The organism is Nonomuraea sp. NPDC049486 (assembly GCF_040676925.1).
GTDB classification, from domain to species: Bacteria; Actinomycetota; Actinomycetes; order Streptosporangiales; family Streptosporangiaceae; genus Nonomuraea; species Nonomuraea ferruginea.
In genome coordinates this window covers 65303-86936 of the sequence record NZ_JBFAPV010000010.1, presented here as the reverse complement: position 1 = coordinate 86936, position 21634 = coordinate 65303, and the positions used below count along the sequence as shown (strand labels likewise).

The following is a 21634-nucleotide window of genomic DNA, read 5'->3' as shown; positions in this document are numbered from 1 at the left end:
CACGAGCGTAGGCCCTGACGGCTGGATGGTCATCTTCCACGAGCCGGCCTTCCACCGCTGCGGCGCTCGCAGTCACCTGGCTGTCACGTGCCAGGAGCCCGGTACGCCACCTCCATCCGCGTGGCGTCGTCGATCTCCTCCGTCGTCAGCAGGACGGTCGTCTTCGTCCGTACGGCCCCGGTCGCCGATATCGTGAGCCCCACAGCAGCCGAAGCCGCATTGTTCGGCAGGTCGAGAACCACATACGTGTCCGTCTCCCCGAACGCGAAGTACATCTGCTCGACCCGGCCACCGACGCTTTCCGCCACGCGCTCCACCGCCTGCCGACGCCCGGTGCCGCCGTCTCGCAACACTCCTTTGAGGCCGTCTGCGGTGTAGGTCGCCTGAATCAGGTACTTGGGCATGGTCGAGTCCCTCTTCTCGTGCCGCCACCCTGCACTGGGGCGGCCATCGCGGTCACGGGATCGAAGTTCTCGGCTTCAGATGACGGTAATCCCACCCTCTGTACTGGTTTTCCCCTGTCGCAGCCTTACGCCGCCGAAGCCTGCAGCTGCGAAGATCCCTAGCTTATGAGGCGACAAATGACCGTAGTGGTTCTCCTTGCGGCCGCGTCCACGGCGGGTCCGCCCGTACGGGACGATGCCGTGATCACGCCCGCCACTCACACGCCTCGCTGACCTGATCATCCAGGAGCCGGGGTGCCCCGCCGGAGACGTTGCCCGTAAGGTCCTTGGCATGGTCGACCAGCGGACGGATCCCGTGGAAGCTGCTGTGGCCGGAGAGCTCCGGCTTCTCGATCCGACCGTGAGATCGTCGGCGAATCTCATGGCCGAACTCCTGCATCCGGAGTTCAAGGAGATCGGCGCGTCCGGCCGTCTCTGGAGCCGATCGGAGATCATCGCCAGCCTGGTTGAGAGCACTCGGGAATCCGACGAGCCCATTCGAGTGAGTGACATGGCAGGGCTGCTTCTTGCCCCTGGCGTGGTCCACCTGACCTATGTCTCCGACAACGGCGGACGGCGTGCCCGCCGGAGTTCGGTGTGGCGCTGGACTGACGCGGGCTGGCGGCTCTACTTCCACCAAGGGACCCTGAGTTCGGACTGAACCGCTCAGGAATGGGAGACGGGCCACAGGGGCTTCGTCACAGACATACGCGCCGTCCATACTGTGCAACCTGCGGACCGCCCAGTCCTTCGCCGCGCTGGACGAACTCGGTCGAGAGTGTTCGGAAAGAGGCGGACGAGTCATGCTGACAGGGGTCGAGGGCGCGAGCGGACTCTGGAGCAGGCAGATGATCAACGAGACGCCGTACCTGCGGCTTCAGGCAGACTACATCGGCCGGTTGGGGGTCGAGGTCGGCATCTTCGTCGCCGTCGACCACCTGCGACGCAAGAACCTGCTCACGCCGGAGGAGGAAGAACTCTACTTCGACATCGACGACTGGTTCCGCGAACACCTGCCCGAGCCGCCCTTCTACGCGGACGGAAACACCATCGGCGCGATCACCTGGTTCAAACACGCCACCACAGGCGCGATGCTCGCCCGTCTCAGGCCGCTGCGCGACCTCCTGTCGGTGCACGACGTGCGATGCGACCTCGTACGGGCGAGCGATCCAGGCAAGCTCGTCTACGAGGACCAGTACCAGGTCGGCGTGATTCCCAGGATCCGGAAACGCCCCTCGCCGCTGCCGCCCGGCGTCACACTCGGACCGACCACCTCGGGTTCCAAACGGCACCTCGCCCGCCGTCCACCCGAACCCAGATGACGCGCCGGACCTGGTCTCGGCGATCTCGACCATGTCGAAGGACTCCTCGGTGAGACGGCGTCCACGCGCCCGCGCCGAAGCCGCTGACCAGGTCTTGACGCCTGCCTTACCGACGCGGGCCGATGCCCGGATCTAACCTTGAGCTGGAAGGGGCATGCCATGATCACCACTATCGTGATCGGGCTGATCGCCATCCTCGTAGCTTTGCTGGTGGTCAGCGTCCGAGTCGTCAACCAAGTCGAGCGAGGCGTGGTCTTCCGCTTCGGCAAGGCTCAGCAGGAGATCCGCCCGCCAGGGCTCACCTTCCTCATCCCGGTCGTGGATCGGATGAAGAAGGTGAATATCCAGATCGTCACGATGCCGGTGCCCACGCAGGAAGGCATCACCCGTGACAACGTCTCCGTCCAGGTCGACGCCGTCGCGTACTTCCGGGTCGAGGAGCCGATGCGGGCGGCCATCGCGGTGCAGAACTACCTGTTCGCGATCGAGCAGGTAGCCCAGACGTCACTGCGCTCGATCATCGGCAAGAGCGATCTGGACGACCTGCTCTCCAACCGCGAGGAGCTGAACAAGGGCTTGGCGCTGATGATCGACAGCCCCGCGCTCGGCTGGGGCATCCACATCGACCGCGTGGAGATCAAGGATGTCCATCTTCCCGAGGGCATGAAGCGATCCATCGCCCGCCAGGCCGAGGCCGAGCGGGAGCGCAGGGCCCGTGTGATCACCGCGGACGGGGAGTTCCAGGCCGCGCAGAGGCTCGCCGACGCCTCGGCCATCATGAACGAGGCCCCGGGCGCGCTTCAGCTGCGCCTGCTGCAGACCATGGTGGAAGTGGCGGCCGAGAAGACCTCCACACTGGTCATGCCGGTGCCCGTGGAGCTCCTGCGCTTCTTCGAACGCTCCGCGAACAGCGCTCCGGTCGCGGAGACCACGGAGCAGCCCGCCAGTTCCGCAGAGGAGGAGCCCGAAAGGCAGCCTGCCGTGACGAACTCCGCCACGCCCGAACTGGCCCCGTCAGGGCGCTCCTTCGACCGGTCCGCCGCGGAATCGGCCATGAAGAACGGCGCCTCGCGTACCCCATAGACCATCAGCCTCTCCAGGACCGGATGGGACGGTGTGCCGGCGCAGGGGTCCGCTCTGTCAGCGGAGGATCGCGAAGTTGAAGTCCGAGGTCCGCAGGGTGCCGCTGAGAGATATCCAGAGCAGCACGAGGGGCTCGACGCAGCGGGCGGCAGCCAGGCCGCCGAGGTCGAGGATCTGCCGATCGGCCCAGCCGAACGACTTCAGCAGATCCGCGACTTGCGCCCTGGCGGCCTGGTCGTCCCCGCACACGAACACGTTGTGCGGTCCCGGGACCTGCGCCGGATCAGTCATCAGTGTGTTGTGCATCGTGTTGAGCGTCTTGACGATGCGGGTGCTGGGGAAGGCTTGCTGCAGTTGTTCGGCGACGCTTCCAGCCGCGGGCACGACCAGCCGGGGCGGGAAGCCTTGCGAGAAGTCCAGCGGGTTGGACACGTCCACCACGATCTTGCCGTCGAGGTTGGCGGTCCCCGCGGCCTTCAGGGCGGCGAGTGCCACGAGCCCTCCGGTGGCGTTGACGACGAGCTCGCCGTGGGTGGCCGCGCCGGCGAAGGTGTCGTGGTGCCCTTGATGCTCGCGCGCCCACGCGGCGGCGACCGGATTGTCCGCCGTACGGGAGCCGAGCGTCACCTCGTGGCCGAGACCGGAGAGCTTGGAGGCGAGCCGGCGGCCGACGTCTCCGGTGCCCAGGACCCCGATCTTCACTGCTGCGTCCCTGGTGCCGGTTCACGGTGCTCGGCGGCCAGCTCCGCGGCGACGGCGTCGGCGCCCAGCCCGACCAGCCAGTCCAGCCGCGCGTCGGGGGAAAAACGCGTCATGGTCCGCGTGAGCTCATGCTTGTCGTCGTCAGTGAGGCTGGAAGCTCCTCGGGCGAGCCGTTCGATCGTCTCGCGGTACATCATCAGGTACCGGCGTTGCGCGTCCAGCATGGAAGCATCGCCGGACGGCCCGTGACCGGGCAACAGCGGCACCCCGCGGAGGTCGCGAGCGATCCGATCGAGGGCGGCCAGCCAGTGCCCGGAGTGGCCGTCGCTCAGGTACGAGTGCATCGACCCGAACGCCAGGTCCCCGATGAACGCGGCACGCCGGTCGCCGCTCCGGGCCACGATGTAGGAGTCGGCGTGGCTCTCGGCCGGGCCGATGTCGTGCACGGTCACCCGCAGGCCACCGACGTCGACGCCGTCGCCGGAGGCGAGCAGACGCTCAGGCACTCGACAGCGGTCGGGCCACTGGTCGCCGTACACGGGCCGCCATTGCTCCCGCTTGGCGTCGGCGCTCTGCTCGATCTCCTTCGCGACTGCCGCGGTGGCGTACACGGGGACGGTTTCGGGCACGACGTACGGCAGCCCGTTGAAGTGGTCGGGGTGTGGATGGGTCACGAAGGCGGCCAGCAGCGGCTTGCGCAGCGCGGCGAGGCGGGCGGCCAGGGCCTCGGCGTCGGCCACCAGCAGGTTCGCGTCGATCAGCACTACGCCGTCGTCCGTCTCCAGCAGGTAGCTGTTGGCGAAGATCCCTGGCTCCGCGGCGGTGTAGACATGACACTGGAAGTCCGTCATCGGCGGCGTCTCTCTTCCTTGGGTTCGCGGTGCTGTCGAACGTAAGGGCTGGGACGCCCGTCTCCCAGAAGGCACTTTGAAGTGCCCTTACCACTCCCGCCGGAGGCGCCCGTGGACCTGACGATCCCTGACGTGCTGGAGGAGTCCTGTGCCACCCGCCAGGCGTTGGAGCGGCTGGCGGCCAAGTGGCGGATCCTGCTGATCTACGCCCTGATGGACGGCCCGCAGCGGCCTGCCCGCCTGCGCCACCGCCTGCCCGGCATCACGCAGAAGGTGCTGACCGAGACGCTGCGCGGCATGGAGGCGGACGGGCTCATCACCCGTGACGTCCACAAGGAGACCGTTCCGCAGCACGTCGAGTACGCCCTCACCGATCTCGGCAGGTCCCTGCAGGAACCCCTCGCGGCCATCTGCGCCTGGGCCGCCGAGCACGCCTGACAGTCGGCGAAGACGACCCGGGCTACGCGGCGCGTCCTGCGGCGAAAAATGACACAACATCAATTGTCCGGCGAGAAAGCCATGTACATCCCGGCAGTACGGTTGAGGTTTGACAGCGATCGCGCACGAGGCAGGATCGGCATGCTCGGGGAGGACTCGCCGTACCCACTGGTGGTGACCGGCGTCTCAGGCGCCGTCGAACAGGCGAACGAGGCGGCCCGGGCGCTGTTCCACGACGGGCCGGCGTGGCTCGCCGAAGCCCAACGCGGGCTCTCGGCTCGACTGACGACGGGCCGGGAGGGCCTGGCGTGCGCGCCGGTCCGCGGACCGATCGGTGAGCGGGTGTTCGAGGCCCATCCCGTGTGGGCCGACGGCGGTCACGTCACCTGGTTGCTGATCGACGTCACCGGACAGCAGCAGGCCATGGAGACCTTGCAGGCCGAGCGCGAATCCGTCTTGTCCATGGTGCAGGCCGCCACCGAGTTGTTGTCCACCCTGAACCTCGACCGCTGCCTGGAGACCACCGCGCGGCTGGCGGTGCGGCATCTCGCCGAGTCCGCGCTGGTCGTCATGCCGCTGGGAAGCCGCCAGTACGAGCTCGCCTTCTGCACTTCGGAGGGCGAGGCCGGACGCGAAAGCGTGGACCTCGACCCGCGGACGATCCCGGGGCTCAACGAGGCGTTGCAGGGGTTCCCGCCGGTGCCCGCCCGCTGGATCGACCCCGCCCTGGTGCCCGGCCGGCTGCTCCCCGGCCGGCGGCGCGGGATCCGTTCCGCGGCCGTGATCTCGCTGCCCGGACACGGCATGCCCGTAGGCGCGCTCGTCCTGCTGCGCCATACGGCCGGGTTCTCCCCCCGCGAGGAGATGTTCGCCCGGCTGTTCGCCGCGCGGGCCGGCACCGCGATCTCCATCGCCCGCCTGTACTCCGACCAGGTGGCCATCACCGAACTGCTGATGGCCGGCCTGCTGCCGCCGGTGATACCGCAGTTGGACGGCATCGAAGTGGCGGCCCGCTATCGGGCGGCAGGCGGCAGCTCGCGGATCGGCGGGGATTTCTACGACGTGTACCCGGCCGTCGGCTCGGGGCGGCACTCCCTGGTGGTGCTGGGCGACGTCTCCGGCAAAGGGCTGGAGGCCGCCGTCCTCACCGGGAAGATCCGTGACACGTTGCGCGCCCTGCTGCCGCTGGCCGATGACCACCAGCAGGTGCTGGAGCGGCTCAACGACGTGCTGCTCGCCGGCGAGAGTCTCCGCTACGTCACGCTCGTGCTGGCCGGCGTCGAGCGCCGCGGCACGCGAGTCGCCTTGCGGCTGACCAGCGCCGGACATCCGCCGCCGATGATCGTGCGCGACGACGGCCGGGTGGACGTCACCACAGCCCATGGCACGGCGATCGGTCTCCTGGACGAGGTCACCAGCTCCACCGAGACGGTGCTCCTGCAGCCCGGGGAGAAGTGCCTGCTCTATAGCGACGGCGTCATCGAAGCCAGAGGCGGGCCGCTCGGCGACGAGTGGTTCGGCGACGAACGGTTGCGCGAGGAACTGCGGCGGAGCGTCGGCGTGCCGACGGACACCCTGGCGGAACACGTGCAGATGCTCGCGTTGCAATGGGCGGGCGACCGTGAGCACGACGACATAGCGATCGTCGCCATCGGCGCCCCAGGTGAGGCACCCCCTGCGGCGACCGGAGGACCGGGGCCGTGAAGGACGACATGGAGCAGTACGTCGAGGCGCTGCGGGCGGCGGCGACGGCCGGCGACGAGTACGCCGCGGTAAAGGTGGCGCAGGACGCGCACGACGCCGGTGTCTCCTTGGAGCGCCTCCTCCTCGACGTCGTCGCCGTCGCGCAGGCACGCATCGGCGAGGAGTGGGCGGCCAACCGCCTCACCGTCGCCCAGGAGCACATGGCGACCGCCGTCAACGAGGGCGTGCTCGCCGTCCTCGCCAACACGATCGACACGACGGACCACGGTTCCGCGCCGCTCAAGTGGCGGCTCTGCGTGGCGTGCGTCGAGGGCGAGTGGCACACCTTCCCCGCCCGGTTGCTGACCGAGGTGCTGCGGCTGCGCGGCTGGATGGTCGACTACCTAGGAGCCCATGTGCCGACCCGGCACCTGATCGTGCACCTGCACAGGACGGCCCCGGACATGGTCGCGCTTTCCAGCTCGATCGCCACCCGCCTGCCCGCTGCGCACTCCGCGATCAGCGCGTGCCAGGCGGCCGGCACGCCCGTGCTCGTGGGCGGCGCCGCCTTCGGCCCCGACGGCCGTTACGCCCGCCTGCTAGGAGCCGACGCCTGGACGCCCGACGCCCGTGCCGCCGCTGACCTGCTCGACGCCGGGCCGCTGCCCCGGAGGCACGCGCCCGGCCTGAGCGCCGAGCGGCGACCGCATCTCGCCTCCCATGAGTACGCCCTGTTCACCGACCGCAAGCCAGACCTGGTCAGAGGCGCCCTGGAAGAGCTGAGCCGGCGCGTTCCCGAGACCGGGCCCCGGCCTGCGGAGCCGCCCGTCCTCACCGCGGAGGACGTGGCGTTCACCGTCGATTTCCTGGGCACCGCCGTGTACGTGAACGATCCCGAGCTGTTCGTCTCCTACACGAGGTGGCTGGCATGGACGCTCACCCAGCGCGACGCGCCGCCGCGCGCACTGACCGCCGTACTTGACGCCCTGGGCGCCCGCCTCACGGGCCTCCCGCACGCCCTCGACACCCTGGCCCGGGGGCGTGAGGCGACGGCGGGCTCTCAGCAGGCGGGCGAGTCTTCAGAAGGTGAAATCCCTCCCCGCGAAGATGGACAGAGGTAACAAACAGGTACTGAGGGTGGGGAAGGAGACATGGCGCAGGTCGGCTGCTGTACTTCCCGGCTGTACCGTGCGCATTTCCTTGGGTGGCCCGAAGCACAACCAGCCACCAAGATCCCTTGTACGTACGGTGATGGGCCGCGGCATACGGTCGCCCTCGATGACATCTGGCTGCGTACCCCAGAAACGCCAGAAAGGCCGCGAAGCCATCGCAAACGGCAAAACTTCACCCTGCTTCATGACGACTCAGAGTGGGCTCACCGGAGCTGGGGCAGCATCTGTGAGCGGTTTCGACAAGCCGCTCACCGGCGCCACTTCAACGTCCCGGAGGATCCCGATGCAGATGCCTGTAGTGAACGAATGCGAAGTGGATGCGTGCGCCTACAACACCGACCGCAGGTGTCATGCACTGGCCATCACCGTAGGTGATATCCGCCATGCCCATTGCGACACCTTCTTCCGCACTTCCGCCAAGGGCGGCGATCCCACCACCGTGGGCCACGTCGGCGCATGCAAGATGTCCGACTGCCGGCACAACGTCCAGTTCGAGTGCCAGGCTCCCAACATCACGGTCGGCTATGTGGAGAACACCGCGGACTGTCTCACCTATTCGCCCGCCTGAGGCCCACTCAAGCTCGGCACGGTAGCGGGTCTTCGACTCGACTGCCATCCTCTTCGTCCTCAAGGTCATGGGAGGGTTGCACTCCCCACCGAAGGCAGACTGTCAAGCGGCCATCGTCAGCGTGGGGGTTCCCGGCCCGTCAAGCTCGTCCAGCGCCACTCGTCGCCCAGAGATGGCCAGGAGGAGCGAAAGCACGGTTCCGCTCACTTCCAGGCCGTCTCCGATCGACAGGTCGGCGTCCGTCGCCGTAAGCCGGATACGCGCCATCAGTTCCTTGGCCCCACCGAAAGCCGCTGGCGTACGAGCCTGATAGCGCAGCGATCTGACCACAGCCGCCTGCGGGTAGACGCGGGTGAGCCCCAAGGGCCGAGGGATCTGCGGCAACAGGCCGCTCACGGCGGCATCCGGCTGCATGACCCCTGAAACGCAGAAGAGGCCCCGTAGGGCCTCTGACCTGCTGCTACTGCTGGTGGCAAGGTGCAAGGGTCGAAGTTCCAGGCTGCGTTAGGCCTCTGACCTCCGCGTACAGCTCTCGCTTGCCTCCACCGGGGAAGGCCATCCCGCGTATATCTCACGAGGCCAGGCACGATTGAGAACCCAGCAGATGACTGATTAGTACCTATGCCCGATTAGTAACACCTGCCAAGATTTGTTGGAGCGGATCGATCAGGCGGTAGCGGTGGAGGCGCGGGCATGAACTGGGCAGAACCGTACGGACCCGTGATTGAAACTCGCGTGCGCCTACTGACCTGGAACGTGTGGGGCGAGCACGGCCCCTACGCCGAGCGCGCCGAGCGCATCGAAAAGGTGATAGGTGAACTGGCGCCCGATGTAGTGACTCTGCAGGAGCCGACCGGGCATACGTTCGGCTACAAGCACACCGCAGTGGCCTCAGAGAAATCCTCATGCGCGTTACTGTCACGCTGGCCGATCGCGCGAAGTGAGGAGCGGCACCTGCCGGGCGGTGCACTGCCGGGCCACGCGTTGTTCTGTGAGCTGGCGGGACCACGGGGCCCGCTACAGATATTCAGCGTGATGATCGGCGCGTATCGGCTGGATGAGTCGGAAGCTCGCCAAATGCAGGTGCGGGCATTAACCGCTTTCGTGGGCGAGGTGGCCTCGCGGCGACGTCCAACAGTTGTCTGCGGGGATTTCAACGCGTCGCCCGACAGTGACGAGATCAGAATGCTGACCGGACGTAGCGCACCAGGGACGCCCGGCGTGGTCTTCTACGACGCTTGGGAGATCGCTGGCGACGGCGGTCCTGGGTACACATGGAGCAACGCCAACCCATGGGCACGTCCTGGACTTTATCCCGATCGCCGCTTTGACTACGTCCTGAGCGCCTGGCCGCGTGCAGGAGGGGCGGGGCATCCGGTGCGCTGCGAGGTGGTGGGCGCTGGCCCCCAAACCGCCTCTGACCACTACGCCGTACTGGCCGAGCTGCGGTATTGATGCAGTTCAGGCAGTAGCAGCGATCGGCCCCACCGCCCCGGTGTGGCCGATCGCCCCCAAGCATGTACGGCGTCCAGCCATGCAGCGGCGATCGTGGGCCTGCATCTGTGCGGCGACGCGGTAATCCCCGACCGAAGCGTTCGGTTGGTGCGGCGGGGCCGACGTGCAGTGCCCGGCCCGGTGTCCCGCCGCCGTCCGGGACCCGGCCCTCAGGCCGCACGCCCGGGCGGCGGGCGGGCGGAGGGCCGGGGGTACGGCGGCACGCCGCGCCGCCGCTTGATCTCTACAAGAACAATTCGGCAGTGTGATCGCCATGGCCGGATGTCCTGTCTCGCTTAATGGTTGACACTCTGGCCTCGCTTGATGCTTGACACCTTGATCGTTTCCTGTGCCTGCTCGTGGCGTTATCGACGCTTCGGGGCAGGCCGGGATGGCATTGGTGGAGTTGAGCGTCGCGGAACAGCGCTATCACGCGGTGATCGAGGTGTTGTCGGGGGCAAAGGTCACCGACGTAGCAGGCCGGTATGGGGTGTCACGACAGTCGGTGCATGTCTGGGTGCGCCGATATCAGGACGGCGGTCTAGCGGGGCTGGCCGATCGGTCGCATGCGCCCAAAGCGCAACCGATGCAGACGCCGGCGGCGATCAAGGCGCTGATCTGTGAGCTGCGGCGCGCCCATCCGCGGTGGGGCCCGCGCACTCTGTTGTGGGAGCTGGGCCGGCGCGGGGTGGAGCCGTTGCCGTCACGGGCGAGCATCTATCGGGTGCTGGTGCGTAACGGGCTGGTCGAGCCGGTCACCCGCCGGCGCAGACGCGAGGACTACCGCCGCTGGGAACGGCCGGGGCCGATGCAGCTGTGGCAGATGGACATCATGGGCGGGCTGCTGCTGGCCGACAACGGCAAGCAGTTCACCGGCCGGTTCGGCGGGCCGAAAGCGGGTGAGGTGCTGTTCGAACGAGTCTGCCGGGAGAACGGCATCAAGCTGCGTCACACCGCTCCAGGACTCCGACCACCACCGGGAAGATCGAGCGTTTCCACCAGAGCGTGCGCCGCGAACTGCTGACCGAGGCGCTGCCGTTCGCCTCACTCGAAGCCGCCCAACCCGAGGTGGACGCGTTCGCCGAGCATTACAACACCGCCCGCCCGCACCAGGCGCTGGACATGGCCTTGCCCACCGACCGGTTCTTCATCGAGCGCAGCGACGGCCTCCGCCGGGCCGAGCGCGAACTGCCGCTGCACCTGCCCGCCGGCCTGACCACGGTGACCGCTCCGGCTCTCGGAGCCCCTTTGCAGCTTGTCCTACTCCCCCGCCCGCCGATCCCCCGGTTCCTGCCGCCGATCAGCCCGAACGGCCCGAACCCATCCTGACGACCACGATCGATCCGCTGTCGCGCCAGGCCATCGAGGTCGACCGGATCGTGCCCGCATCAGGCAACCTGTCAATCGGAGGCCAGCAGCTCTGGCTCGGCCCCGACCGGGCGGGCATGCCGATCACCTTGTTGATCAGCACGCAACGGCTGCATGTGTTCACCACCAGCGGCGGCAGGCTCAAGAGCGTGGCCTCCCGACTGACCGTCAAGGACCTGGCCGCGCTGCTCGCCTCGGGCCAAGCCCGCCCGGCACCGACCGAGCCCGCCGGTGAACCGGCCATCGAAGCGAGCGCCGTCGAGGTCGACCGGCAGGTCAGCTCGATCGGTTGCATCAGCCTGGCAGGCCGCGCCCTGTGCATCGGCGCCCACCTCGCCGGTCGGCGCGTCACCGTGCGCCTGGACGGCATCACCGCCCGCGTCATGGACGGGCAACGCCTCCTGCTGCGCGCCGTGCCCTGCCCGCTTCCGCTCGCCGAGTGCGGTAGCCTGCGCAACGCCCGCCCCGCCGGGCCACCGCCCACCTCCCCGTCCGAACCTGTCACCGTCCAGCGGGTGGTCTGCAGCCGCGGCCACTCCGCCGGTCAGGCAGAACGCCAGCGGTCGTCCGGTGCCTTCGCAGACCAGGTGGATCTTGCTGGTCAGCCCGCCGCGGGATCGGCCGAGGGCGTTATCTGCCGGCGAGCCTGTGACGAGCCCCCTTTACGGGCACCGGCGGCGTGCTGGTGCGCACGCACGATGGTCGAGTCCACCGCCACCAGCCAATCGAGGGCACCGTGCGCATCGGCCCGGGCCTGCACCGCATGCGGCATCGCGGTGAACGTGCCGTCCCTGGCCCAGCGCCGGAACCGCGTGTACAGGCTCTGCCAGGACCCGTACCGGGGCGGAACGTCACGCCATGCCACACCGGTACGGATCTTCCACACGATGCCGTTCAGTACCCGCCGGTCATCCTCACGCGGACGACCTAACCGCGAGACAGGCAGAAACGGCCGCAGCTTCTCCCACTCCTCATCAGTGAGCTCATGACGCCGGATCACCACACCATGATCCCCTACCTAGATCACTTTGAAGACACGACCTAGCAGCTCGAGATCAGCAAGGGAGGTGGTGGCCCAACTCCTCCGGCGCTGCCACGGCCGACGGCCCTGCCGCTCCGCTCGACCTCGCGAAAACAATCACCGGAGGATCGTCATCTGATGCAGAATTTACGGGGGACTACCGCTAGGAGCTTCGGGCATGGGTGAAGGCGAGTCCAAGCGGCGGCGTCAGACCACATTAGCTGAGGTCTCACACCTCAGAGGCGTCGGCCGGTACGAGGAGGCCGCCACCGCGCTCATTGCCGAGCTGATGCAATCACCCCACGTCGAGCTGCTCATGGCAAACGACAATCTCCTTGGCGAGTGCATCGCCCGCGGTGAACTGATCGCGGCCAAGGTTCTCGCCGAAGCCGGCTGGACGCTGACTCGGGCCGTACGCCAGGCCGACGACCCGCCGGTCCTTGAACGCGCCACCACAGTCATGCTCCTCGCTGACCGACTTGGCGACTCCGCGGAGGCCTCACGGATGGCTGAGTACATCCTCGGCGCCCGCCGTGGCTTCCTCCCTGCCCGCCACCCCGACCTGGTGCAGGCTCTGGAGGACAGCGCCAAGTACCTGATGGAGGCCGGGGAGCCGGAGCGGGCCAAGGCGGTGTACGAGGAAATCGCCGGCGGCGCTCCCGCGGACACGGGGCGGCCTCCTGACCTGGGCGACGCCCGTTCCCGCAGCGCCGCTCACTACCTGCTCGGCAACTGGTGTCTGCGTCTGGGCGACGGGGACGGCGCCGACGAGCACTGGACCAGGTGCCTGCAGTGGAGCGAGGCCCTGCCGCCGAGAGAAGGCAGACCGCTGCGGGTCGCCGCCCTGGCTCACCTCGGACGGCTGATGTACGGCTTCGGCGACACGTCGGGCGCGCTGCCTAGGCTGGTGCAAGCCTACGAGCTCGCCTGCGAGGAGTTGGACGACTCACGTGAGCCAGCCTGGATCGGCGAGGACGGCGACGCGCGCCAAGTGGCCACCGACTTGGCCAACCTCGGGATGCTCCAACGGGACAAGCAGGACCTGACGGGAGCGGAGGGGTCGCTGCAGCTCGCCGTCGAGCTGTACAGGCGGGTGGGCGAGCGCGCGGGTGTGGCGTCGGCCTTGAACGCGCTCGGACAGGTCTACCACTCGGCCGGCGCGCTCGAATCGGCCGAACGTCACTACCGCCACGCCCTGAAGGTGCTGCGGGGATCGGCTCAGGCGCCGCCGTCCCGCGCGACGTCGGTTCTCATCGCCCTGGGCGCGCTGCACGAGATGCGCGGTCAGTACGACGAGGCCCGCACGCTCCTGGAGGAGGCCGTCGGCCTGCTGTCGAAGGACACCGACCCGGCGACCCACGCCACGGCTCTGAACAACCTCGCCCGGCTAGCCTACAAGACGCACCGAGACGAGGAGGCGGAGCAGCTGCTGGCACAGGCCATCGACCTGATTCGCGGGCTCCCCGGGCCCCCGCACAACCTCAGGGACACCCTGTTCAACCTGGGCGAGTTGCACGCCGCCAGTGGGCGCCCCCATGACGCGCTGGCCGTCTTCCGGGAGGCGCTCGAACGAGAGGACGACTGGCTCAGCGCCGTGTTCGCCACGGGCTCGCGGGGGCAGTGGCTCACCGCGCTGTCAGGGAGCCGGTTCCGCGTGGACCAGTTGCTCGGCCTGGTGCTCACCGAGCTGAACACGGACGCCGACGCGGTGGCCGTCGCCGCCGACGCACTCCTGAGGCACAAGGGCCTGGCCGCGCAGCTCACCATCCTGCAGCGGGACGTGCTGTACGCTGGCGACCACGATCCCCGGCTGCGTGACCTGCACAAGCAGCGGGACCGGTTGCAGGCCGCCATCAACGCCAGGCAGCTGGCCGGACCGTCGGACGGCGCGATGAACACGCATCGGCAACGGCTGGCGGACGACAGGCAGCGGCTCGACGCAGTCGAGTCGGAGATCGCCCAGCGCACACACAGCGCGGGCCATCGCCTGTTCGAGCTGACGTGGCAGGACATCGCCACCACGCTGGCCTCCGACACGGCACTCGTCGAGCTGCGCCGGCGCGCCGTCTTCGACTTCCACGCGGCCGACCGTACCGAGGGAGTCCACGCGGGCGCCCGCTACAGCGCGCTCGTCCTGCGTCCCGGCGCGCCGCCTGCCTTCGTCGACCTGGGCGATGCAGAGCACATCGACGAGCTGACCAGCCAAGTCACCGCGATCATGAGCGGGCGAAACCAGGAGGAGGACACCGGTGAAGCGGCCCGGCTGCGCCGCGCCGTACTGGATCCCCTGACGCCTGCGCTCGGCGCGGCCTCTCGCCTGCTGCTGGCTCCCGATGGCGCGTTGAGCACGCTGCCGTACGAGGCGCTGCCGCTAGACGACGGACGGCTCGTCATGGACCGGTGGCTGGTGTGCTACCTGCCGACGGGCCGGGACGCGCTGCACCTGAGCCTGCCCTCGCCCGCACCTTGCGGCCCGCCACTCGTGCTGGCCGACCCCGACCTCGAGCTCGGCACACCGGGCGGCCGGAAGGCCAGCGAGCGAGCGCCGTTCACCCCGTTGCCGGGAGCGCGCGAGGAAGGCCTGCAGATCGCCGAGTTCCTGGGCGTCACGCCGCTGGCAGGCGCCGACGCCGTAAAGGGACGGGTGACGGGCGCTCGCAGCCCGCTCGTCCTGCACATCGCCAGTCACGGGTTCCTCAGCCCCAGCGTCCCGCGCGCGATAGACCTGGCGGACATCGCCGTCGGAGACATCGTGACGCCGGTCGACGCCCATCGCCGAATCCTCGTGCTCGACGGGGCGCTGGCCACCCCCATGGACTTCACCCTGGCGCGCGACGACCCCTTCGAGCGGCTGTCCGGCCGGGACGTGGACGACCCGATGCTCCGCTGCGGCGTTGCGCTGGCAGGCGCGAACACCTGGCTCTCGGGTGGCGACTTGCCGCCTGAGGCGGGCAACGGCGTGCTGACCGCCGCGGATCTCGCGCTCACGGATCTGAACGGCACCCGGCTGGTCGTGCTGTCAGCGTGCGACAGCGCGCTGGGCGAGGCATGGGTGGGCGAAGGGGTGTTCGGGCTGCGCCGCGCGGTCTCCATCGCCGGAGCCCGGTCGCTGGTCATGAGTTTGTGGAGGGTTCCCGACCGGCAGACCCGCGACCTGATGACCGACCTGTACCGGCGGCTCTGGGCGGGCGATGGCTTGGCTGAGGCGCTGACCGGGGCGCGGCAGGCGATGCGCCGTAAGTATCCGCACCCGGCCTACTGGGCTGCGTTCGTCTGTCAGGGCGACCCAGGACGCATCATCGACACCCGGCACCAGGAGGACCGATGACGAGTATCGCCACGCTCACGAACCGGCTCGGCCGCGACCGCTCCGAGGGCGGAGCGGTGATCATCGTGGACGCCGAGGAGGACGTGGCTCCGGCACTGGCAGCCGCCCTACGCTACTTCGACGCCGACGACGCGCACGAAGTGGTCATCGTCCTGAACCAGGGCCGTGTCCTGGGCTCCCTGCGTCGGTTCGACGCCTACAGCCTGCCGCCGCCCATCGGGCATGAGGTTCGCAGCTACGGAGCGGCCGACCAGAGCCTTCTGCCGGGCGTGGCAAGGTACGACATGGTCACGCTGACATGCCCTCGCCCCGGCTGCCCCACCCGGCTCGGGCTGGTCCTCTACCCGGCGCATGAGCCTCGCTGCCCCCGGCACCCGGACCAGGTGCTGGTTTCATGAGCATTCCCGGGCTGCCCGGTCTCGGGCAGGACCTCGGCCGCCGCTTCACCGTGACCGGTGCGCTCCCCGTGCTCGCGGTGATGCTCACCGTGCTGGTCGAGCTCGGGGCGGGCGCCCCCGCCCAGCCGCCGAGCAGGCAGCAGCTGACGCAGACTCTTATGTCGCTCACGGCAGGCGAATGGACGCTGCTCGTATTGGTCCTCATCGTGGGTGCCCTGCTGCTACAGCCGCTGCAGCGGCCGACCGTGCGGCTCATGGAGGGCTATAGTCTGCTGCAGGGACCCGCCCGGCTGATCGGCATCCCGCTACTTGCACTGTGGCAAAGGCGCTGGGACCGGCTGGAGGCGCGCCAGCGCGTCACCGAGCCGAATGCGGCCGATCTTCCAGCAATGGTCGACGCAGCGGCCCGCCTGCGCAGGCTTCCGCGCGAGCGCGACCGCCTGCTGCCCACCCGGCTCGGCAACACGTTACGGGCGGCGGAGGACCGCCCCGGCGACGACTACGGGCTCGACGTGGTGGCCACGTGGCCGCTGCTCTACCCCCTGCTGCCCGAGCGGACGGCGGCGATGGTGGACGATGCCCGCGACCAACTCGACGCCGCGTGCCGCCTGTCAGGCTCATTCGCCCTCATGGGAGTGATCTCCGCCGCGCTGCTTCCCCTGGGCTGGTGGACACTCCTTGCCTTCACCATGGTCGTTCTCGCCGCTCTGGCCTACCGGGGCGCGGTGCACGCCGCGTACGCGTATGGTGAGCTGGTCTACGCGGCGGTCGCCCTCCACCGCTTCGACCTCCTCGCTGCCCTCCATCTACCGCTCCCCGATACCCCGGAGCAGGAACGCGACCGGTTCCTCGCCCTGTCGCGGCAGCTTCGCCAGGGCTGGCCGGGCACCAAGGCCTACCAGCACGACACCTGAGCATGCCGGGTCGGTCCGGCTGGTGCCCTTGCGTAGGCTGTGCCGACGGTTTACAGTGCGTGACCGTTATGAATGACACAAGGCCTCCCGCCTGCACCGGAGCCATGTCTCATGGACGCAAGGTCCATGATCATTGCACGCATATTGCACGGCGGCTGCTGAGCCGGGACCACCCAGGACGCGAACACAGGGGCCTTCGGAGCCCAGCGTCGCAATGGTCGATGATCTAGGAGTAGAAGCCCCGCCCGTACTTTTCGCGCGGTTCGACGAAGTCTCCGGGACGAGTCTCCCGAAGGCGCTCGTAGCGCTCGGCGAACCTGTCGATGGCTTCGTGAATGGTGTCGCCATGGCTTCCCGGGGATCTTCCACAAGACCATCTTCCCGCTGTCAGCTTGGGAACTGCATCGATCACATCTCGTTCGGGCGCTGAACTGGGCGGAGAGCGGCACCGGCCCGGGCGGAGCGGGCCGCGGCCGATGCCGCGCTCGCCGAGGAGATCAGGCAGATCCACGGTGAGTTCGACGGCACCTACGGCAGTCCGCGCATCACCGCTGAGCTGCGCGCCCGGGGCCGGGCGGTCAACCACAAGCGGGTGGCGCGGGTGATGCGCCGCTTCGGCATCGTCGGGCTGCACCTGCGCAAGAAGGTGCGCACCACGGCGCCGGAACCCTCGCATCAGAAGGTGCCCGACCTGATCCGGCGGGACTTCACCGCGCCGGCTCCGAACCAGCGTTACGTCGGTGACATCACCTACCTGCCCGTCGGTGACGGCCGGTTCCTCTACCTAGCCACCGTGCTGGACCTGGGCTCACGCCGGCTGACGGGCTGGTCGATCGCCGATCACATGCGCACCGAGCTGGTGATCGACGCGCTGCGGGCCGCGGCCGCGACGCGGGGCAGCCTGGACGGGGCGATTTTTCATGCCGATCATGGGGCGCAGTACACCTCGGCCGAGTTCGCCCAGGTCTGTGCCGAGCTCGGGGTGCGCCAGTCCATGGGAGCGGTCGGCTCGAGCGCCGATAATGCCGCTGCGGAGGCGTTCAATGCCACCCTGAAACGCGAGGCCCTCCAGGGCGCTACGTGCTGGTCCTCGGCGTGGGAGGCTCGCCTGGCGGTGTTCAAGTGGATCGTCCGCTACAACACGCGCAGGAGGCATTCCACCATCGGCTACCTCAGCCCGATCGACTACGAGCAGCAGACCATCGATAAGGTGCAGCTCGCCGCATAACGACCGGTGTCCACACTTCGGGGCGAGCCCCCGCATGTACTTCGCCGCGCTCCGGCCCGAAGAGGTCGTAGACCTACGTCAGGAACACCTCGTCAGCCTTCCTGCGGACGACTGGGGAGAGATGCGGCTCACCAACGCGGAGCCCCGCTCAGGCAGTCACTGGACCAACAGCGGCAAGGTGAGGGAACGCCGGGAACTCAAGCACCGAGCCGTAGGCGAGATACGGCGAGTGCCCATCCACCCCGAGCTGTCCAACATGCTGATCGAGCACCTCAAGGAGTTCGGCGCCGGCCCCGGCAGACGCATCTTCATCGGCCCTCGCGGCGGCCTCATGACCGACCGCGCCGACCTCAAGGTCTTCCACGCAGCCAGAGCGAAAGCCTTCACACCGTCGGAGGCCGAGTCGCCCCTGATGGAGGTCCCCTACGCCCTGCGCCATGCCGCCGTCTCCACATGGCTCAACGCCAGCGTCCCCGCACCCCAAGTGGCCGAATGGGCAGGCCACAGCGTTGACGTCCTGCTACGCGTCTACGCCAAATGCATCTACGGACAGCAGAGCGAGGCCATGCGCCGAATCTGGGATGCGACACGATGAGATGCCCAACAGCGCCAAGCCGCAACAGGCTCGGCAGCTATGAAGGGCGCTGAGGGGCGGTGCGCCGCCTCTCAGCCGCATATAAAAGTCAGATTGCGCCTCACTGGCCCCACGAAACTTGTTGCGCTACAAGGCCCCGCGCATCCTGCAACCCCTAGCGATATCTCTTTCGCAGCCTAGACCCCAAGCTGCGCGTTCTATGACTTTGAAAAATCTGGCGGCTCGGATTTTTAGTCCCAGCCGCCCTATCCAGAAGTGCGGAAGCAAGCAGAAGCCGACCACTATATACGAGATCTGGCACCCTTTCTGGATCCATTCGGTATGCAACATCATGCTTGAGCATGTTGTAGGTATGCCAGAAATCTTTGCACCAATCCTCCGCGTTGCCCACCCACGCGCTGAAGGGCTTGCCCACTCGGCCAGCCAACGCCTGCATATATTTGCCATTGGCCCATGCAGCTGGACGATTACTCTTAACCCAGTACTCGATACCAGCAGCAACGTCCCTTAAAGCCACCTCGGCCGTCGCTGGACCGAAGCGATAAGGGTTCACGACAGGGTTAACTGCCCGTGGATGTGCGCCGTACAAGCGAATCCAACGAGCCAACCCTGGAACTCCACCTAGATCAGCTAGATCGAAAAGAGGATACTCATTTATGGACTTCGGACCTTGAATCCCTGGGAGGGGGATCATAAGAGCACCATTCCAGAGCCTAGGCCTCGATGTCTCACCTCCATCGACAGGATATGTGTGCAGGTCGGCCGCACCGTCGGCAGCTGTGACGAAACCTTCCCATGCCAGGTTTAGTAGATCCTGCACGAAAAGCAACGGCTGCAGAAGATCCCATACGTCGCGTGGCCGCTTGCTTGAGCAGGCGAGCGTGACAGGCGCACTGGCGATTCGTCGATCTTGATCGCCGCCCACTTGCCAAGTGGTTGACAGGACAACTTCTCGACCGTGAGAGATTTTGCGACTCTCAGGCTCTGTCGCACCGAGAGTAAAGGTCCACGACTTGGGTCGCCCGTCGTCCCCATGCGTAACGCTTTCCTTCGCTGCCGACACACCGGCCCAATCGCTGACACCATGAAAGCGGGCTTCGACGCATGTTACTCGCGCACTCTTCAATCTATCGAACGGAATATCTCCAATCATGGTGCGCGCACGGTACCGCTTGGACGATGCCCGATATCCCGAACGCGTCGTCCAACCGCTCCCTATTACTTCCAAAAAAAGGGCTGACTTCTCCGGCATGAGAGCCGCGATAGCTTCCGGAGTCCCTTCCGCCTTGCGTTGAGAGTATTTCTTTCTGATATTTTCATCCAGCGTCTCGATGAGAAGCCACCCACCATCGCGACGGACATACCCGCGCTCCGGGTCCCCGTTCAAGCTTGGAACCTTCTTCGTGAAGGGCCAGAAGAATCCCAAACTACCTTCGATAACTTGGCCGAGAGGAACATCGCTCACGATCGTGACCTCCTGGTTCCGTCCAAAGCCTCGCTGAGGATACGTTTCTCCGTCGTCGAAGAGGCCATGACGTTCGAAACAGCAGACCCTACTCGCCCGCCTTAAGTCAACCTCCAAGAAGCACCATGCAGGTTCCCTGGTTGTAGGGGCAGGCAAGCATCCGAACCTTCACACCTCGTCCTAGGGACTCCAGGGGTCTCGATCTCTTCAGCGGTCGAGCCATGATGAGCGAGACGCTCAGCGACTTTCGGCCACCCATCGCGCGAACAGCAGGGCCTGCAAGTCTCAAGGCGCCACTGTCGTTAGCGTGCACAGCCCGAGGTACGAAGCACTCGGAGTCTCCCGTAACTTCGCCTCCCGCCTTGACGACGAGGTCGCCGACGTCGACACACGAAGGGCGGAACGCCCGGCAGCTCATCTGCGCTCAGGCGTCCACCTGTACGCAATGGTCCCAGTCATGCCCTCAATCTGCCCCGGGAAGTGGGGTCGAGCGAGGCGGTGATCTCCTCTGAGCTGCCAAGCAGGACCTGAACCGTCCGTTGCCGCTTCAGATCGGCAAGCTCGGCGAACTGGCCACGGCCCCTCTCCTTGATCACTAGGGAACGTCTAGGGAACGATCAACCGTAGAGCGCCGGTCTCAGCCGTAGACGGCCGGACACAACGTAAGAGGCCCGTCACCGTGTTTCCGCTGGTGACGGGCCTCTTCCCGCTGGTGTGGCAGGTGCAAGGTTCGAACTTGCGTAGGCTGAGCCGACGGTTTTACAGACCGCTCCCTTTGGCCACTCGGGCAACCTGCCGTGTCTTCCGCTCTCGCGGCGACAGAGAAAAGGATAGCGGACTTCCGCAGTGCACGTGACACCAGTTTGTCCCCGTCCCGAATCGCTCCGACCCCCTCGTTCCCGCGGACACCCCACCGAGGTCAGCCCCACGACACGGAGCTTTTCCACAGGGCCGGAGGCGGACCCTGCACCGGGCGGAGATGCTGGCTAGGCTCGTGGGCTGGATGCGTTCGGAGTCGGACGCTCACCGGTGCTGACGCAGCTGAGAGGAAGTGTGCTTTGGCCGATTCATCGTTCGACATCGTGAGCAAGATCGACCGGCAGGAGGTCGACAACGCGCTCAACCAGACCGTGAAGGAGATCGGGCACCGCTTCGACTTCAAGGGTACGGGGGCGAGCATCAGCTGGTCCGGTCAGGAGCATATCGAGATCAAGGCCAACAGCGAGGAGCGGGCGAGCGCCGCGCTCGACGTGTTCAAGGAGAAGGTGATCAAGCGCGGCCTCTCCCTGAAGATCCTCGACGCGGGCGAGCCCAAGCTGTCGGGCAAGGAATACAAGATGCTGGTCGCGCTCAAGGAGGGCATCGACCAGGAAAACGCGAAGAAGATCTCGAAGATGATCCGCGACGAGGGCCCCAAGGGCGTCAAGGCGCAGATCCAGGGCGAGGAGCTGCGGGTCAGCTCGAAGAAGAAGGACGACCTGCAGGAGATCATCGCCCTGCTCAAGGGCAAGGATCTCGACATCGCCCTTCAGTTCACGAACTACCGGTAGCGGAGCGGGGC

General features: G+C 67.3%; 20 protein-coding genes, 1 tRNA gene and 2 pseudogenes. 16 read left to right on the top strand and 7 right to left on the bottom strand.

Annotation, left to right across the window (positions count from 1 at the left end):
* Window positions 1-83 precede the first annotated feature (83 nt).
* Window positions 84-404: a GYD domain-containing protein gene (locus AB0K05_RS27415; protein WP_364232782.1), complete on the bottom strand. Its 321-nt coding sequence runs from the start codon at window positions 402-404 to the stop codon at window positions 84-86.
* A 331-nt stretch (window positions 405-735) separates the two neighbouring features.
* On the opposite strand from AB0K05_RS27415, the gene AB0K05_RS27410 reads away from it, so the two are divergent.
* The 3 genes from AB0K05_RS27410 (at window position 736) to AB0K05_RS27400 (ending at window position 2848) form a co-directional block, all read left to right on the top strand.
* Window positions 736-1104 (top strand): nuclear transport factor 2 family protein, encoded by a 369-nt coding sequence (locus AB0K05_RS27410; RefSeq protein ID WP_364232779.1) that lies wholly within the window; start codon window positions 736-738, stop codon window positions 1102-1104.
* Window positions 1105-1246: 142 nt separating this feature from the next.
* Window positions 1247-1765, top strand: a complete 519-nt coding sequence (locus AB0K05_RS27405) for a hypothetical protein (RefSeq protein WP_364232777.1) — start codon at window positions 1247-1249, stop codon at window positions 1763-1765.
* A gap of 159 nt (window positions 1766-1924) precedes the next feature.
* Window positions 1925-2848 carry a slipin family protein gene (locus AB0K05_RS27400; RefSeq protein WP_364232774.1) on the top strand — a complete coding sequence of 308 codons (924 nt, stop codon included), beginning with the start codon at window positions 1925-1927 and terminating at the stop codon, window positions 2846-2848.
* A gap of 57 nt (window positions 2849-2905) precedes the next feature.
* On the opposite strand, the gene AB0K05_RS27395 is transcribed toward AB0K05_RS27400, so the two are convergent.
* Together AB0K05_RS27395 and AB0K05_RS27390 are read right to left on the bottom strand one after the other, a co-directional pair.
* A complete protein-coding gene (locus AB0K05_RS27395; RefSeq protein ID WP_364232772.1) occupies window positions 2906-3550 on the bottom strand; it encodes an NAD(P)-binding domain-containing protein in 645 nt (214 codons plus the stop codon).
* A complete protein-coding gene (locus AB0K05_RS27390) occupies window positions 3547-4401 on the bottom strand; it encodes an MBL fold metallo-hydrolase (protein WP_364232770.1) in 855 nt (284 codons plus the stop codon). The genes AB0K05_RS27395 and AB0K05_RS27390 overlap by 4 nt, the downstream gene beginning before the upstream one ends.
* A gap of 111 nt (window positions 4402-4512) precedes the next feature.
* On the opposite strand from AB0K05_RS27390, the gene AB0K05_RS27385 reads away from it, so the two are divergent.
* The 4 genes from AB0K05_RS27385 (at window position 4513) to AB0K05_RS27370 (ending at window position 8262) form a co-directional block, all read left to right on the top strand.
* On the top strand, window positions 4513-4839 hold the full coding sequence (locus AB0K05_RS27385) for a helix-turn-helix domain-containing protein (RefSeq protein ID WP_148036503.1): 327 nt from the start codon (window positions 4513-4515) through the stop codon (window positions 4837-4839).
* Window positions 4840-4980: 141 nt separating this feature from the next.
* Window positions 4981-6543 (top strand): GAF domain-containing SpoIIE family protein phosphatase, encoded by a 1563-nt coding sequence (locus tag AB0K05_RS27380; RefSeq protein WP_364232767.1) that lies wholly within the window; start codon window positions 4981-4983, stop codon window positions 6541-6543.
* Window positions 6540-7643 carry a cobalamin-dependent protein gene (locus AB0K05_RS27375; protein WP_271277707.1) on the top strand — a complete coding sequence of 368 codons (1104 nt, stop codon included), beginning with the start codon at window positions 6540-6542 and terminating at the stop codon, window positions 7641-7643. Before AB0K05_RS27380 ends, AB0K05_RS27375 begins: the two co-directional genes overlap by 4 nt.
* 277 nt (window positions 7644-7920) lie before the next feature.
* Entirely contained in the window at window positions 7921-8262 is a 342-nt protein-coding gene (locus AB0K05_RS27370) for a DUF1540 domain-containing protein (protein ID WP_364232765.1), read from the top strand.
* Between the two features lie 102 nt (window positions 8263-8364).
* Here the strand turns inward: AB0K05_RS27370 and AB0K05_RS27365 are convergent, their stop codons facing one another.
* Window positions 8365-8676 carry a hypothetical protein gene (locus AB0K05_RS27365; RefSeq protein WP_364232762.1) on the bottom strand — a complete coding sequence of 104 codons (312 nt, stop codon included), beginning with the start codon at window positions 8674-8676 and terminating at the stop codon, window positions 8365-8367.
* Window positions 8677-8955: 279 nt separating this feature from the next.
* Between AB0K05_RS27365 and AB0K05_RS27360 the strand changes: the two genes are divergently transcribed.
* The 3 genes from AB0K05_RS27360 (at window position 8956) to AB0K05_RS27350 (ending at window position 11085) form a co-directional block, all read left to right on the top strand.
* Window positions 8956-9717 (top strand): endonuclease/exonuclease/phosphatase family protein, encoded by a 762-nt coding sequence (locus AB0K05_RS27360; protein ID WP_364232759.1) that lies wholly within the window; start codon window positions 8956-8958, stop codon window positions 9715-9717.
* Window positions 9718-10147: 430 nt separating this feature from the next.
* On the top strand, window positions 10148-10780 hold the full coding sequence (locus tag AB0K05_RS27355) for a helix-turn-helix domain-containing protein (RefSeq protein ID WP_364232757.1): 633 nt from the start codon (window positions 10148-10150) through the stop codon (window positions 10778-10780).
* Window positions 10762-11085, top strand: a complete 324-nt coding sequence (locus AB0K05_RS27350) for an integrase core domain-containing protein (protein ID WP_364232754.1) — start codon at window positions 10762-10764, stop codon at window positions 11083-11085. The genes AB0K05_RS27355 and AB0K05_RS27350 overlap by 19 nt, the downstream gene beginning before the upstream one ends.
* Window positions 11086-11660: 575 nt before the next feature.
* On the opposite strand, the pseudogene AB0K05_RS27345 reads toward AB0K05_RS27350, so the two are convergent.
* A pseudogene (locus AB0K05_RS27345) lies at window positions 11661-12127 on the bottom strand (IS5 family transposase); the annotation flags it as partial.
* A gap of 196 nt (window positions 12128-12323) precedes the next feature.
* Here AB0K05_RS27345 and AB0K05_RS27340 point away from each other — a divergent pair.
* The 5 genes and pseudogenes from AB0K05_RS27340 (at window position 12324) to AB0K05_RS27320 (ending at window position 18608) form a co-directional block, all read left to right on the top strand.
* A complete protein-coding gene (locus tag AB0K05_RS27340) occupies window positions 12324-15473 on the top strand; it encodes a CHAT domain-containing protein (RefSeq protein WP_364232751.1) in 3150 nt (1049 codons plus the stop codon).
* Window positions 15470-15871, top strand: a complete 402-nt coding sequence (locus AB0K05_RS27335; RefSeq protein WP_364232748.1) for a hypothetical protein — start codon at window positions 15470-15472, stop codon at window positions 15869-15871. The genes AB0K05_RS27340 and AB0K05_RS27335 overlap by 4 nt, the downstream gene beginning before the upstream one ends.
* Window positions 15868-16785 carry a hypothetical protein gene (locus AB0K05_RS27330; protein ID WP_364232746.1) on the top strand — a complete coding sequence of 306 codons (918 nt, stop codon included), beginning with the start codon at window positions 15868-15870 and terminating at the stop codon, window positions 16783-16785. Before AB0K05_RS27335 ends, AB0K05_RS27330 begins: the two co-directional genes overlap by 4 nt.
* A 436-nt stretch (window positions 16786-17221) precedes the next feature.
* Window positions 17222-18013: pseudogene (locus tag AB0K05_RS27325) on the top strand (IS3 family transposase); the annotation flags it as partial.
* 34 nt (window positions 18014-18047) lie between these two features.
* Window positions 18048-18608, top strand: a complete 561-nt coding sequence (locus tag AB0K05_RS27320) for a hypothetical protein (RefSeq protein ID WP_364232743.1) — start codon at window positions 18048-18050, stop codon at window positions 18606-18608.
* 154 nt (window positions 18609-18762) lie between these two features.
* On the opposite strand, the gene AB0K05_RS27315 is transcribed toward AB0K05_RS27320, so the two are convergent.
* Both AB0K05_RS27315 and AB0K05_RS27310 read right to left on the bottom strand, forming a co-directional pair.
* Complete coding sequence (locus AB0K05_RS27315; RefSeq protein WP_364232741.1) at window positions 18763-20073, bottom strand: hypothetical protein; 1311 nt, start codon at window positions 20071-20073, stop codon at window positions 18763-18765.
* Window positions 20074-20788: 715 nt separating this feature from the next.
* Window positions 20789-20870 (bottom strand) — tRNA-Tyr (locus AB0K05_RS27310).
* Window positions 20871-21131: 261 nt separating this feature from the next.
* Between AB0K05_RS27310 and AB0K05_RS27305 the strand changes: the two genes are divergently transcribed.
* Entirely contained in the window at window positions 21132-21623 is a 492-nt protein-coding gene (locus tag AB0K05_RS27305; protein ID WP_148036498.1) for a YajQ family cyclic di-GMP-binding protein, read from the top strand.
* The last annotated feature ends 11 nt before the right edge of the window (window positions 21624-21634 follow it).